We start from the raw sequence: 13,928 nt of genomic DNA, 5'->3' as shown, positions 1-13,928 counted from the left end.
ACGGTCAGGAAGCCGACCCGTCGGAAACCCGGCGGCCGGACAACCGGCAGTCGAGAAGCCGGCGGTCAGGAAGCCGAGGGTCGGAACGTCGGCGGTCAGGAAGCCGAGGGCGTCGTCGTGGGTAAGAGGTCCGGTCCGCCCGGCGCCGTGAGTCCCAGGGCCGGCAGCACGGCGACCTCCACGAACCGCGCGAGATAGTCCGGGTCCGCGTGCCGCCCCTCCAGGACCGGGCGGGCGCGCAGCACCCCCAGCATCATCGCCGCCACGAACTCCAGCGCCGGATGCCCCTCGGGCACCTCCCCGCGGGCCACCCCGCGCCGCAGGATCTCCCGGAGCGCGGCGACCTCCGGCTCCACCACGGCCTCGCGCAGCGCCTGGCCGAGCCGCCGGTCCTGGACGACGGCGTGACCGAGGGCCTGGAACAGCCGGGTGTCGTCGTCGGACGCCTCCCCGGCCTGCCGGGCGGCCAGCAGCAGATCGGTGGCGAGCGCACCCGTGTCGACGTCGGCGAAGCGGACCCGCCGCCGGGCGCGCAGCGCCGCCGCCACGAACTCCGGTTTGGTCCGCCACTGCCGGTAGAGCGTGGACTTGCTGCACCGGGTGCTGGCGGCGATGCCCTCCATGGTGACCGCGTCGTAGCCGCACTGATGGAGCTGCCGGATCACGGCGTCGTAGAACTCCTGCTCACGCTCGGGCGTCAGCTTGGAGCGGCGCGAGGCGCCGACCGTCTCCGGTCGGTCCGCGGCCTGCGACGTCATGGCTCTTCTCCTCATCGCCTGCGGTCTGCGATCCGGTGGCGCGAAAACCAGGTGTGCCGAACGCCACCGGTACGCCAGTCTACCGGTACTAATTCGTATCGGTACACTGGCGTATCGATACGAACCAGTATCGATGCAAGAGGCATGCATCGGATGCGTGCACCATGAGTGAAGGGCCGGGGGATGCGTGAAGCAGCCGAGCCTGCCGGGGCGGAGTCCGATCCTCCGCAACGCCCGCCGATCGTCCGGGAGCTGCTGCTCGTCGCAGGGCTCTACCTCGTCTACAAGCTCGGTCGGCATCTCGCCGACGGCCACACCGCCGAGGCGTTCCGCAACGCCCGGGACATCTGGCACTGGGAGCGGGTGCTGCGGCTGCCCGACGAAGCCTCGGTGCAGGCCCTGTTCCTGCACGGCGACACCCTGATACGGGCCGTCAACACCTTCTACGCCACCGTCCACTTCCCGGCCACGGTCGCCTTCCTGGTCTGGCTCTATCTGCGCCGCCCCGGCCACTACGTCTGGGCCCGCCGGGTGCTCGCCGCCCTCACCGCCGCCGCCCTCGTGCTGCATCTGGCGTTCCCGCTGGCCCCGCCCCGGATGCTCGCCGAGACCGGACTCGTCGACACCGGCCGCGTCTACGGCCCGTCGGTCTACGGCCCGCCCGCCACCGACACCCTCTCCAACCAGTTCGCGGCGATGCCCTCCCTGCACTTCGGCTGGGCCCTGATGGTGGCCGTCGGGCTGATCGCGGCCACCCGGACCCGCTGGCGCTGGCTGTGGCTGCTGCATCCGCTGCTGACCCTGCTGGTGATCGTCGGCACCGCCAACCACTACTGGCTCGACGCCGTCGTCGCCGGTGTCCTGCTCGCCGCGGCCCTGCTCGCCGTCCGGGTCCCGCGCGCGGAACCCCGCCGCCCCCGCCGTACGGCCCGTGCGGCGCGGCCCGCCGAGCGGCCACCGCTGGTCGGGGCGGGCCGGTGAACGCCTCCCTGCTGGCCGTCGTCCTCTCCCTGCTGTCCGCCGTCGGCTACGCGGCGGCGGCCGTGGCCCAGGAGCGCCTCGCCGCCCGCTCCCCCGGCACCGGACTGCTGCGGCTGCTGCGCGGCGGCGCCTGGTGGGGCTCGGTGCTGCTGAACGCCTCCGGCGCGCTGCTGCACGTGGTGGCCCTGCGCTACGGCCCGCTGACCGTCGTCCAGCCGCTCGGGGCGCTGACCCTGGTCGCCGCCGTTCCGCTGGGCGCGCGGCTGGCGGGGCGGCGGGTCAGCGCGACCGAGTGGCGGGGTACGGCGCTGACCCTGACCGGGCTCGCCGCGCTGCTGGTGGCGGCGACCGGTCCGGCCCCCGACGATGTGCTGAGCGTCCGTGAGGCGCTGCTGGTCTCCGGCGCGACGGCGGTGTTCATCGGTGTCCTGTGCCGTCCCGGGGTCCGGCCTGGCCTGCGGCACGCCACCGCGTCCGGCGTCGCCTCCGGGGTCGCCTCGGCGCTCACCCAGACCGTGACGGTGGCCGCCACCGACGGTTCCGGATCACCGTTCGGCCTCCAGGTCGCCGGGGTCGCCGTCCTGGTCGCGGCGCTGGCGACCGGCGGGCTGCTGCTGTCCCAGACCGCCTACCGCGATGGGCTCGGCGCCCCGCTCGCCCTGGTCACCCTCGCCAACCCGGTGGCCGCCGCCGCGATCGGGCTGACCCTGCTGGGCGAGCGGTTCCGGGGCGGCGCGGCGGGGGTGCTGCTCGCCGTGGCGGGCGCGGGGCTGGCCGCCTGGGGCGTGATCCTGCTCTCCCGGGCCGAGGCCCGGCGCACGGCCACCGCCCCGGCCACCGCCCCGGCCGCCCTCGCGGGTCTGCCGACGCCCCGGCAGGCCCGGGAGACCGATGACCGGACCGGGGCACCCGACACCGCCGTGAGCGCTCCTAGTCAGTCATGATCGCCGGGTCGCTCACTCCCGGGCGGCCGTTCTCGACATGGCCGGCGAAGCGCCGCAGGAACGCGGGGTCGGCGTCCGAGGTGACGGTGAGGTCGTACCAGCGGCGGCTGCGCGCGAGGTCGACGGTGAGGGTGGAGCGCGCGCCGGGCCGGAGCCGGACGGTGCGGTCCCGGCCGCCGTAGGCGTTGGTGAGCCTCAGGGTGACGGTGGTGGTGCCGTGGTGGGTGAGGGTCAGTTCGAGGTCGTCGCCGTCGTGGCGGGCGGTGACCTCGGGGCCGGGGGTCGCGTTGCCGCCCCGGAAGGTGCGCAGGAAGCCGTTGGGGCCGTGCGCGGTCAGATCGTAGGAGCCGCCGGAATAGGCCGAGTTCCAGGTGTCGGCGAGGGTCTTGCCGGCCTCGGTGGTGTACTGCCAGGGGCCGTCGGTGCGGTTGCCGGAGGTGACCAGGAAGGCGGCACCGGCCCTGGCGCCGGAGGCGAAGCTGAGCGTGAACCTCCCGGTCCCGGTGTCGGCCGAGCCGTCGACCAGCGGGGCGTACTTCAGGGGGCGGGTGGGGCGCGAGCCGCGCTCCTGCCTCGGCATGTCGGGGTCGGCCGGCGGGGTGGGCCGGTAGTCGGGGTGGCGGTCGCGGTCCGGCGGCTCGTAGGCGTCGGTGTCCGGCAGCCGGGCGGGCTTGGCGTCCTTGCGGGAGAAGTCGAACGCGGCGGTCAGATCACCGCAGATCGCGCGCCGCCAGGGCGAGATGTTGGGCTCCTCGACGCCGAAGCGGCGCTCCATGAAGCGGACGATGGAGGTGTGGTCGAGGGTCTCGGAGCAGACGTATCCGCCCTTGCTCCAGGGGGAGACGACCAGCATGGGCACGCGCGGGCCGAGGCCGTAGGGACCGGCGGCCCGGCCGCCGCCGCCCTGGAAGAGGTCCGGGGCGACATCGACGGTGGACTTGCCCTGGGCGGCGTTCCTCGGCGGCAGCGGCGGCACCACATGGTCGAAGAAGCCGTCGTTCTCGTCATAGGTGATGAACAGGGCGGTCTTCGCCCAGACCGCCGGGTTGGCGGTGAGGGCGTCCAGGACCTGGGCTATGTACCAGGCGCCGTAGTTCGTGGGCCAGTTGGAGTGCTCGGAGAACGCCTCCGGGGCGGCGATCCAGGAGATCTGCGGAAGGGTGCCCGCCGTGACATCGGCGCGCAGCCGGTCGAAGTAGCCGTCGCCGTTCTTGACGTCGGTGCCGGTGCGGGCCTTGTCGAACCAGGGGTCGCCGGGGCGGGCGTCGCGGTACCGGTCGAAGTAGAGGAGCGAGTTGTCACCGTAGTTGCCCCGGTAGGCGTCGGAGATCCAGCCCCAGTGGCCGGCCGCGTCCAGGCCGTCGCCGATGTCCTGGTAGATCTTCCAGGAGATCCCGGCCGCCTCCAGCCGCTCCGGGTAGGTGGTCCAGCCGTAGCCGAGTTCCTCGTTGCCGAGGACCGGGCCGCCGCCCTTGCCGTCGTTGCCGGTGTAGCCGGACCACAGGTAATAGCGGTTGGGGTCGGTCGAGCCGATGAACGAGCAGTGGTAGGCGTCGCAGACGGTGAACTTGTCCGCGAGGGCGTAGTGGAAGGGGATGTCCTCGCGGGTCAGATACGCCATGGTGGTGGTGCCCTTGGCGGGCAGCCAGCGGTCGTACTTGCCGCCGTGGTAGGCGTGCTGGCCGTCGGGCCAGGCGTGCGGCAGGCCCTCCAGGAACTGCATGCCGAGGTCGTCGGCGTCCGGGTGGAAGGGCAGCACCTCGGTGCCGTTCTGGGTCTGGTGCCACACCGGCTTGCCGCTGTCGAGCACGACCGGGCGCGGGTCGCCGAAGCCGCGCACGCCGCGCAGGGCGCCGTAGTAGTGGTCGAAGGAGCGGTTCTCCTGCATCAGGACGACGATGTGCTCGACGTCCTCGATGGTCCCCTTGCGGTGGTGTGCCGGGAGCGCGGCGGCGCGCTCGATGCTGCTCGACAGCGCGGAGAACGCCGTGGTGGCGCCCGCGATCTGGAGGAATCTGCGCCGATTGACTTCGGACATGACGGAACGACCTCTCGTCCTGGTGAGCCGCGACCGGCCGGATGGTGTTGATTCGCGCGCGGAAGGAGTGTTCCAAGAGCACCGAACGACAGGGAAGGGTGCGATGGCGCGGGCGTGAAACCCGGCGGTACGAGCGGTGCGGCAGGGCGTCGAGGGGCGGAACTGGAGCCCCGCGCCGGGCCGCGGGAGCGGTCACGCGGTCCGGCACGGGGAGTCGCGGTCGCTACCGACCCGCGGTCCGGGCGAGCAGACGCTGCCGGACCTTTCGGGCGGGGGACGAAAGGAAGGGGGGACGAAAGGAGCGGGGAACGAAGGGAGTGAGGGGACGAAGGGAGTGAGGGGACGAAAGGTGCGGGCGGGCGGTCCAGGGCCCGACGGGGGACGTCAGCCCCTGCGGGCCCTGGACCGGGCGGCGGCACGGCTCAGGTGCGGAGCCACACCGCCGTGTCCCGCGGCAGCCGGCCCGTGTCGTCCAGCGGGCCGCTGGCGAGCAGGAGTTCGGTGTGCGCGGGCAGCTCGACGGAGTCCGCGCCGAGGTTCACCACACAGTGGGCGCCGTCCGCGCGGCGGAAGTGCAGCACCCCGGCCGGGGCGTCCTGCCAGGTCAGCGGCGCCTCACCGAACGCCGGACGGAGCCGGATCGCCTCGCGGTACAGCCGCAGCATCGACCCGGGGTCACCGTCCTGGAGATCGGCGGCGTACGCCGACCAGCCGGCCGGCTGGGGCAGCCAGGGTTCCTGCTGGGAGCCGAAACCGGCGTGCGGCGCGTCGGCATTCCAGGGCAGCGGGACCCGGCAGCCGTCGCGGCCGGGGTCGATGCCGCCGGAGCGGAAGTGCATCGGGTCCTCGATGCGGTCCAGCGGGATGTCCGCCTCCGGCAGGCCCAGTTCCTCGCCCTGGTAGAGATAGACCGCGCCGGGCAGGGCCAGCGAGAGCAGCGCGGCGGCGCGGGCGCGGCGGGTGCCGAGGGCCAGGTCGGTGGGGGTGCCGAAGGCTTTGGTGGCGAAGGCGAAGGCGGTGTCCTCACGCCCGTAGCGGGTGGCCGTACGGGTGACGTCGTGGTTGCAGAGCACCCAGGTGGCGGGGGCGCCGACGGGGGCGTGCTCGGCGAGGGTCTCGTCGATGGAGGAGCGCAGCTTGGCCGGGTCCCAGGGGCAGGACAGGAAGGAGAAGTTGAACGCGGTGTGCAGTTCGTCGGGGCGCAGATAGCGGGCGAAGCGCTCGGTGTCGGGGAGCCAGACCTCGCCGACGAAGATGCCGTCGTAGTCGTCGGCGACCTGGCGCCAGGAGCGGTAGATGTCGTGGAGTTCATCGCGGTCGATGAAGGGGTTGGGGTCCTCGCCCTCGACGAAGTCGGGCAGCTCGGGGTCCTTGGCGAGCAGGGCGGCGGAGTCGATGCGGACGCCGGCCACGCCCCGTTCGAACCAGAAGCGCAGTACGTCCTCGTGCTCGCGGCGCACCGCCGGGTGGTCCCAGTTGAGGTCGGGCTGCTCTGGGGTGAACAGATGCAGGTACCACTCGCCGTCGGGCAGCCGGGTCCAGACCGGTTCGGTGGAGCCGGCGAACTGGGAGGGCCAGTCGTTGGGCGGGATCTCGCCCTGTTCGCCGCGGCCGGGCCGGAAGTGGAACAGCTCGCGCTCGGGGCTGCCGGGCCCGGCGGCCAGTGCCGCCCGGAACCAGGGGTGCTGGTCGGAGACATGGTTGGGCACGATGTCCACGATGGTGCGGATGCCCAGCTCACGCGCCTCGGCGATGAGCTTCTCGGCCTCGGCGAGGGTGCCGAAGGCCGGGTCGATGGTCCGGTAGTCGGCGACGTCGTAGCCGCCGTCCTTCAGTGGTGAGAGGTACCACGGGGTGAACCACAGGGCGTCGACGCCGAGTTCGGCGAGGTACGGCAGCCGGGTGCGGACCCCGGCGAGATCGCCGGTGCCGTCGCCGTCGCCGTCCGCGAAGCTGCGCACGTACACCTGGTAGATGACGGCGGAGCGCCACCAGTCGGCGTGTGTCCGGGCAGGGGTGGGCTGTGCCACGATGCTGGCCTTTCTGTCGGTCGTGGGGGGCGGCGGGTGTCAGCCCTTGGTGCTGCCCGCGCTGATCCCGGCGATGATGTGGCGCTGGAAGATCAGGAACATCGCGACCATCGGGATACTGGCGATCACCATGGCGGCGATCAGCACGGTCAGCTGGATGTTCTGCGAGAGCTGGACCAGTGCCACGCTGATGGGCTGTTTGCCGGTGTCGGAGAAGACCATCAGCGGCCAGAGGAAGTCCTGCCAGACGGCGACCAGGGCGAAGATCGACACGACGCCGAGCACCGGCCGGGACATGGGCAGGACGATCGACCAGAGGATGCGCAGCTTTCCGGCGCCGTCGATCTCGGCGGCCTCCAGCACATCGCGGGGGATCTGGTCGAAGAACCGTTTGAGCAGATAGAGGTTGAAGGCGTTGGCGACGGCCGGCAGCCAGATCGCCAGCGGATCGTTGAGCAGCCCGAGATCGGCGACAGTGAGGTACTTCGGGACGACGAGGGCCTGCGCCGGGACCATCAGGGTGGCCAGGATGCCGCCGAGGATGATGTTGCCGAACACCGGCCGCAGTTTGGACAGGGCGTAGGCGGCGGCGGTGCAGAGCACGATCTGGAAGAACCAGGCGCCGGCCGCCTGCACCACCGTGTTCCACAGATGGGTGGGCAGGTCCATCAGTTCCCAGGCGTCGGTGTACCCGGTGATCTCCCAGTTGTCGGGGATCAGGGTGGGAGGCGTCCGGGCGACCTCGTCCGGCGACTTCATCGCGCCGGTGACCATCCAGTAGACGGGGAACAGGAACGCCAGCGCGAACAGCAGGACGACCCCGGCGAAGACGCTCCAGTAGACGGCCCTGCCGCGCGGGCGGGCCAGGGACGCCGGGGAGACGAGGGTACGGGTGCTCATGCGCTGTCCCCCTCGGAGCGGGTGAGCCGCAGATAGATCGCGGAGAAGGCGCCGAGGAAGAGCAGGAGCAGCACGCTCAGCGCGCAGGCGCCGCCGAAGTCGTTGTAGAGGAAGGCGTACTTGTAGATCAGATAGAGCACGGTGACCGTGGCGTTCTCGGGGCCGCCGCCGGTGATGACGAAGGGTTCGGTGAACACCTGCATCGTGGCGATGATCTGGAGCAGCATCAGCATCAGGATCACGAACCGGGTCTGCGGGATCGTGACATGGCGGACGCGCTGGAAGATGTTGGCGCCGTCGAGTTCGGCGGCCTCGTACAGCTCGCCCGGGATGGACTGGAGCGCGGCGAGGTAGATCAGCACCGTGCCGCCCATATTGGCCCAGGTGGCGACGATGACCAGGGAGACCAGGGCGGTGTCGGCGCCGTTGGACCAGTTCGAGGTCGGCAGGTGCAGAAAGCGCAGTGCCTCGTTGGCGAGGCCGGTGCCGGGGTCGTAGAACCACTTCCACAGCAGGGCGGAGACCACCGGCGGGATCATCACCGGGAGGTAGACCACGATCCGGAAGAACGATCTGGCGTGGCGCAGTTCATTGAGCACCAGGGCGAGCACGAACGGGATCGCGAAGCCGATGAGCAGGGCGAGCACGGTGAAGGTGAAGGTGTTCTTCCAGGCCGCGGCGAACTCCGGGTCGCCCCAGACCCGGGTGAAGTTCTCCGTGCCGACCCACTCGGGCGCCGAGCCGGGGGTGTACTTCTGGAAGGCGATCACGACCGCGCGGATCGCGGGCCACCAGGAGAACAGCGCGAAGCAGATCAGTCCGCCGACGAGGAAGCCGTAGGCGCGGACCTGGTCGGTGAGGCGGCGCCGCCCCCGGTCCCCTGCCGGGGGCGCCGCCTCGACCGGGCGGACCGCGACCTTGGTCACGGTCCGCCGTTGTGCCGTCTTGGTCATCGCGGGTCAGCCCCGGGCGAGGATGTCGTCGATCTTGCCGGAGGCGTCCTTCAGCAGTCCGTCGATGTCCGCGTCCTCCTTGGTGAGGACGGCGGAGACGACGCCGTCCAGGACGGAGTAGATCTGCTGGGCGCTGGGCGGCTCGATCTTCATGTCGAGGCTCTGGTTGCCGTCCAGGAAGGGCTGGTAGTTCTCCACCGGGACATTGGCGTTGGCTTCCTTGACCTGCTGGTCCTTCTCGTCGGCGGCGCCGGTGAACAGCCGGGGCTCGGGCAGGCCGACCGGGGCGTCGTTCTCCTTGGCGCGGGCGTAGTCGCCGAGGAAGCCGTCACCGGGGGTGAGGAACATGGCGTCGAGCCACTTCAGCCCGGCCCTGATCTCCTCGGGGCTGGCCGTCTTGTTGAACATGTAGCCGTCGCCGCCGATGAGGGTGCCGTTGCCGCCGGGCATGGGCGCGATGGCCATGTCCTCGTAGGTGGCGCCCTTCTCCTTGACCAGGATCGGGATGTTGTCGGGGGCGGAGAGGTACATGCCGAGCTTGCCGGAGCCCATCATCTGCTGGACGTCGTTGATGACGAGGAGTTGCTTGGTGCCCATGGACTCGTCGGTCCAGCGCATGTCGTGCAGGGTCTGGAGGACGGCCTTGCCCTCGGGGGTGTCGATGGTGGCCGACTTGCCGTCCGCGCTGACCACATCGCCGCCCTGGGAGTACAGCTCGGCGGTGAAGTGCCAGCCGCCCTGGTTCTGGGCGCTGTAGTCGGCGTAGCCGACGGTGCCGTCGCCGAGTTCGGCGATCTTCTTGGCGGCGGTGCGGACCTCGTCCCAGGTGGCGGGCGGCTGGTCGGGGTCGAGACCGGCCTCCTCGAAGAGCGCCTTGTTGTAGATCAGGCCCATCGAGTAGCCGGTACGCGGAACGCCGTAGATCTTGCCGTCGACGGTGTAGATGTCCCGCAGCTGCTGCTGGATGGTCTCGTAGCTCTTGAGTTCCTTGATGTACGGGGTCAGGTCCGCGGCCTGGTCGATGTCGACGACATGCTTGGCGTCGGTGAAGTACGTGTAGAACACGTCCTCCATCTGGCCACCGGCCAGCTTGGCGTCGAAGGTCTTCGGGTCCTGACAGGGGAAGCCGTCGTGCGGGACGACGTCGATGTCCGGGTTGGCCTTCTCGAAGGCGGCGACATCGTCCTCGAAGAACTTCCGGTCGACCTTGGCACTCTTGGGCGGCATGCAGTTGACCGTGATCTGGGTCTTGCCGCTCGCGGCGCCCTCGTCGCCCGAACCGCACGCGGTCAGGGCGGTGAGGGACATGGCACCGGCGGCGAGGGTGACAAAGGTGCGGCGGAACCCGGAGCTTCTCATCGGTGGACCCCTTTGGGCAGGAGCGCTGAGCCCCATCGGGCGGAGCGGGTGGGCGTCGCACACTCAAGCACCGACAGCATCGCCACGCAATATGTCGCGCAGAGATTGCAATAAATTGACAGCCAGCGGCGGTCTGGCGCGATTCAATCGCGCGGCGCTTGCGCGGTGGAACCGCGCACCACCAGTTCCGGCTCGAAGAGCAGCTCCTCGGTGGGCACCGCACTGCCGCCGATCTGCGCATTGAGCAGCTCCACCACGGCCCGGCCCATCGACTCGATGGGCTGGCGGACGGTGGTCAGCGGGGGCTCGGTGCAGTTCATCAGCGCGGAGTCGTCGTAGCCGACCACGGAGATCCGCGAGGGCACGTCGAGACCCTTGCGGCGGGCGGCCCGGACCACCCCGAGCGCGAGGGGGTCGCTGGCACAGATGAAGCCGGTCACCCCGCGGTCGATGAGCTTGGCCGCGGCGGCGTGCCCGCCCTCGATGGAGAACATCGCCCGCGCCACATGCTCCTCGGGCAGCTCACCGCCCGCCACCTCGCGGGCAGCGGCCAGCTTGCGGGCCGAGGGCACATGGTCGCCGGGGCCCAGCACCAGGCCGATCCGCTCATGCCCGAGGGAGGCGAGATGCCGCCACGCCTGCTGCACGGCGACCGCGTCGTCGCAGGAGACACCGGGGAAGCCGAGATGCTCTATGGCGGCGTTGACCAGCACCACCGGGATGTTCCGGTCGGCGAGCAGCCGGTAGTGGTCGTGCGGGGCGTCCTGCTGCGCGAAGAGCCCGCCGGCGAAGACCACGCCGGAGACCTGCTGCTGGAGCAGCAGCTCCACATAGTCCGCCTCAGAGACCCCGCCCTTGGTCTGGGTGCACAGCACCGGGGTCAGCCCGAGCTGCGCCAGCGCCCCGCCGATCACCTCCGCGAACGCCGGGAAGATCGGATTCTGGAGTTCCGGCAGGACCAGTCCGACCAGCCGGGCGCGCTCGCCGCGCAGCTGGGTGGGGCGTTCGTAGCCGAGCACGTCGAGCGCGGACAGCACCGACTGCCGGGTGGCCGCGGAGACTCCCGGCTTGCCGTTCAGCACCCGGCTCACCGTCGCTTCGCTGACCCCGACCTTCTTCGCCACTTCAGCAAGTCGTCGCGTCATGCCCGCAAGAATAGCGCAAGGTGCGCAAGCGGCTTGCGTAGCGGGAGTGATTTTGAGGCGGGGGGTGGGGAGGGGCGGGCGCGGCCGGGGAGGGGGGCTTGCGCGATTGCGTACGGGGGGTTTGTGGGGGGCGGGCTCAAGGGCGGGGGGGGCTTGTGGGGTGGCGTACCGGCGGGGGGGGGCTTGTGGCGTGGCGCACCGGAGGCGGGCTTGTGGGGCGGCGCACCGGCATCGGGCGGCGCCGCGCACGCGGACCCGCGACCCGCGACCCGCCATCGACGCGCGGCGACGGGATGGCTCCGGGTTTGGCTGTGGCCGTGGGTGTGGCTGCGGCTACGGGTCGAGGTTTCGACCGAGGCGCCGTCGGCGACCTGAACGCCGACGGTGCCCGGTCAGATTTCGGGGGTGCGGACCACGCTCAGATGGCTCGCGCCGACCCGCCGCTCCCGGCGGTGGCGCCGCGGTGCGGCGGTCGGCTTGCGGGTCTCGCGCAGGACCAGGGTCAACCGGGTGAAGCCCAGCTCCCGCAGCGCCCGGGGGGTCTCGCCGACCACCCGGCAGTCGGTGGCACCCCAGCGCGGGTCCGGGTGGAGCAGCGGGCGGACCGCGCCGTCGTGCTCGAAGGCGTACTCCCCCATCGCCCGGATCCAGTGCGGCAGGCCCTGGCGGAAGGCCGCCTCCATGATCGGGTCCTGCGCGATGTCCCGGCGGATGGACTGGAGTTGGTGGTCATGGCTGTGGCGCTCGACCGAGGACGCGAACTGGGCCAGCATCGGCAGGCACCACTGCGGCTCATGGTCGCCGAGCACGGTGTTCGCGTCCGGATGGAAGAGGACGAACCGCAGGAAGTTGTCGTGCGGCATGGCCGTGGGATGGGGGCCGACCTCGCGGAAAAGTGTCTCGAACGCGCTGTTCGCCAGCACCACGTCCCAGCTGCGGTCCACCACGAAGGACGGGAAGGAGAGGGCGTCGAGGAGCGAGGCGTAGTCCTGAAGGTACGCCTGGGCCTCACGGCTCGCGGGGAGGGACTGCGGTGCGGACCGCTGCCCACCTGCCTGGTTCGCCATCGGGAGGTCACCCCTCTTGCCTATGCGGCCTTCTCGCGGCGCATTGATCCTGCTGCCCAAAACCTTGCTGTGTCAACTATCGTGGCATTCTGCGACGGTTGACGGCTGAAATAGGCCACAGTTGTGGCGAGACCTGGATGTGAGTTCGAACGAACCGCTACGCTCCGGGAAGTTCACGGCAACCGCTTGAGAGATGGCTGTGAGAAACGTAGGAGACACGTCGGTGACGGATGGCTACGAGGTTCAGGACGCCGCCGCGTCGGCGGTGCTGTCGGCCGTCGTCGACCGCGTGACCGCGCTCACCGACCGGCTGGGCATCCCGCACGCCGAGATCTTCGACATCTCCCGGCTCTCGGTGGCCTGCGGGGTCCCCGAGCCCGTGGTGCGGGAGCTGCTCGCCGGGCGGGCCGCCGGTGAGCCCGATGTGCAGGCGCGCTTCCTCCAGCGTCTCGACCTGCTGCGCCGCACCCGCCTCAAGCCGAACGGCCGCCGCCACACCCAGCAGGAGATCGCGGACGGCGCCGGGATGTCCCGACAGCAGGCCGGTGCGCTCATCAACGGCGACCGGCGGCCGACCATGGAGCACTGCGACGCCATCCAGCGGTTCTTCCGGGTGCACGCCGGATTCCTCACCGCCGAGGACCCCGAGGCGCTCGCCGACACCCTTCAGCGCACCGAGCAGGAACTGCTCCAGAGACTCGCCGACCGGGACCGCGCGGCGGCGGCACGGGTCGCCACCGAGGACCCCCTGGAGAAGCTGCTCCAGGACCACGGGGTGCGGGGCATCGCCTGGCGTGCCGCCCAACTGCCCACCGATCAGCACCGCGACAAGGTCGCCGAATGGCTGGACATGCTGCTGGAGAGCGTCAAACGGCCCGATTCGTAGAGCAGGTGAGAGCCGGGACCGTGGGGAGTGTCTGTGCGCATCGGTAAGGACATGCGCCGTCTGTGCGGCGCGCTGGTCGAGGAGCTGGCCCTCCCCGTGCCCGCGCCGCCCGCCGATCTCCACCGGGCCCTGTGCGACGCGATGAGCCGCCGCCGGGGCCGCCCCGTCCTCTTCCGCACGGCGGCGTTCCCGCACAGCGCGGCGAGCGGGCTGTGGATCGACCTCGCCGACCAGGACCTGGTGGTGGTCGAGGAACGCACCGCGCCGGACCACCAACTGGTCATCCTGGGCCACGAACTGTGGCACATGGCCGCCGGTCACGACGGCCACCATCTGGAGGGGACGACGGTCGCCGCGCGGCTGCTGCGGGACGAGGCCGACCTCGAAGCGACGGTCCGCGCGGTCGCCGCCCGCACCCGCTTCGACCTCGCGCAGGAGAAGGACGCCGAGACCTTCGGCCTCCTCCTGGCCAGCCGCTGCCGGTCCTGGCTGGGCGGCGCGACGCAGCGCGGCCGACGCGACGACCTGGCGGGGCGGATCGAGGCGTCGTTGGGGTATTTGGGGCGGGAGTAGTGGCGAGGGAGCGGGTCCCTCCGGGGGCTTCGAGGCTCACTGTGGGGGACTTCAAGGTCACTGTCGGGGGCTCCAGGGCTGACTTGCGGGGACTTCAAGGCTCACTGCCGGGGGCTTCACGGCTGACTGGCGGGGGCTCCACGGCTGACTGGCCGGGGACTTCGGGAGGACTTGCTTCCAAGGGACCTCGGGAGGACTTCCGGGGGACTTCGGGCGGCGCCCCTCGTGTGGTCCGGACGGATTGTCAGTGGGGGTTGGCAAGCTGGAGGTTGCGTCCCGGGATGTCCGGGTGCG

12 protein-coding genes are annotated in these 13,928 nt (G+C 71.2%); 4 read left to right on the top strand and 8 right to left on the bottom strand.

The window, feature by feature from the left end:
- Positions 1-95: 95 nt before the first annotated feature.
- On the bottom strand, positions 96-758 hold the full coding sequence (locus ABZX40_RS12825; protein WP_355732167.1) for a TetR/AcrR family transcriptional regulator: 663 nt from the start codon (positions 756-758) through the stop codon (positions 96-98).
- A 183-nt stretch (positions 759-941) separates the two neighbouring features.
- Here ABZX40_RS12825 and ABZX40_RS12820 point away from each other — a divergent pair, with 183 nt between their 5' ends.
- A complete protein-coding gene (locus ABZX40_RS12820; RefSeq protein ID WP_355732168.1) occupies positions 942-1,739 on the top strand; it encodes a phosphatase PAP2 family protein in 798 nt (265 codons plus the stop codon).
- Complete coding sequence (locus ABZX40_RS12815; protein WP_355732170.1) at positions 1,736-2,683, top strand: DMT family transporter; 948 nt, start codon at positions 1,736-1,738, stop codon at positions 2,681-2,683. The genes ABZX40_RS12820 and ABZX40_RS12815 overlap by 4 nt, the downstream gene beginning before the upstream one ends.
- Here ABZX40_RS12815 and ABZX40_RS12810 read toward each other — a convergent pair.
- The 7 genes from ABZX40_RS12810 to ABZX40_RS12780 form a co-directional block, all read right to left on the bottom strand.
- Positions 2,670-4,721, bottom strand: coding sequence for a phosphocholine-specific phospholipase C (locus ABZX40_RS12810; RefSeq protein WP_355732171.1), 2,052 nt, complete (start codon positions 4,719-4,721; stop codon positions 2,670-2,672). The two genes, ABZX40_RS12815 and ABZX40_RS12810, sit on opposite strands and share 14 nt — an antisense overlap.
- Positions 4,722-5,143: 422 nt before the next feature.
- The gene (locus ABZX40_RS12805) at positions 5,144-6,751 is read right to left on the bottom strand and encodes a glycoside hydrolase family 13 protein (protein ID WP_355732173.1); all 1,608 of its coding nucleotides are present in this window, start codon (positions 6,749-6,751) and stop codon (positions 5,144-5,146) included.
- A 39-nt stretch (positions 6,752-6,790) separates the two neighbouring features.
- Positions 6,791-7,651 carry a carbohydrate ABC transporter permease gene (locus tag ABZX40_RS12800; RefSeq protein ID WP_355732174.1) on the bottom strand — a complete coding sequence of 287 codons (861 nt, stop codon included), beginning with the start codon at positions 7,649-7,651 and terminating at the stop codon, positions 6,791-6,793.
- Entirely contained in the window at positions 7,648-8,604 is a 957-nt protein-coding gene (locus tag ABZX40_RS12795) for a sugar ABC transporter permease (RefSeq protein WP_355732176.1), read from the bottom strand. The genes ABZX40_RS12800 and ABZX40_RS12795 overlap by 4 nt, the downstream gene beginning before the upstream one ends.
- Positions 8,605-8,610: 6 nt before the next feature.
- On the bottom strand, positions 8,611-9,963 hold the full coding sequence (locus ABZX40_RS12790; RefSeq protein WP_355732178.1) for a sugar ABC transporter substrate-binding protein: 1,353 nt from the start codon (positions 9,961-9,963) through the stop codon (positions 8,611-8,613).
- 143 nt (positions 9,964-10,106) lie between these two features.
- The gene (locus ABZX40_RS12785) at positions 10,107-11,108 is read right to left on the bottom strand and encodes a LacI family DNA-binding transcriptional regulator (protein WP_355732179.1); all 1,002 of its coding nucleotides are present in this window, start codon (positions 11,106-11,108) and stop codon (positions 10,107-10,109) included.
- Positions 11,109-11,500: 392 nt separating this feature from the next.
- Entirely contained in the window at positions 11,501-12,175 is a 675-nt protein-coding gene (locus ABZX40_RS12780) for a hypothetical protein (RefSeq protein ID WP_355732181.1), read from the bottom strand.
- 223 nt (positions 12,176-12,398) lie between these two features.
- Here ABZX40_RS12780 and ABZX40_RS12775 point away from each other — a divergent pair, with 223 nt between their 5' ends.
- Together ABZX40_RS12775 and ABZX40_RS12770 are read left to right on the top strand one after the other, a co-directional pair.
- Positions 12,399-13,061, top strand: a complete 663-nt coding sequence (locus ABZX40_RS12775) for a helix-turn-helix transcriptional regulator (RefSeq protein WP_355732183.1) — start codon at positions 12,399-12,401, stop codon at positions 13,059-13,061.
- A 51-nt stretch (positions 13,062-13,112) separates the two neighbouring features.
- Positions 13,113-13,634, top strand: a complete 522-nt coding sequence (locus ABZX40_RS12770; protein WP_355732680.1) for a toxin-antitoxin system, toxin component — start codon at positions 13,113-13,115, stop codon at positions 13,632-13,634.
- Positions 13,635-13,928: the final 294 nt, after the last annotated feature.

Source organism: Streptomyces sp. NPDC004610 (assembly GCF_040609715.1).
GTDB lineage: Bacteria > Actinomycetota > Actinomycetes > Streptomycetales > Streptomycetaceae > Streptomyces.
Note: the sequence above shows the minus strand (reverse complement) of the source record. Positions and strands in the feature narration are given on the sequence as shown.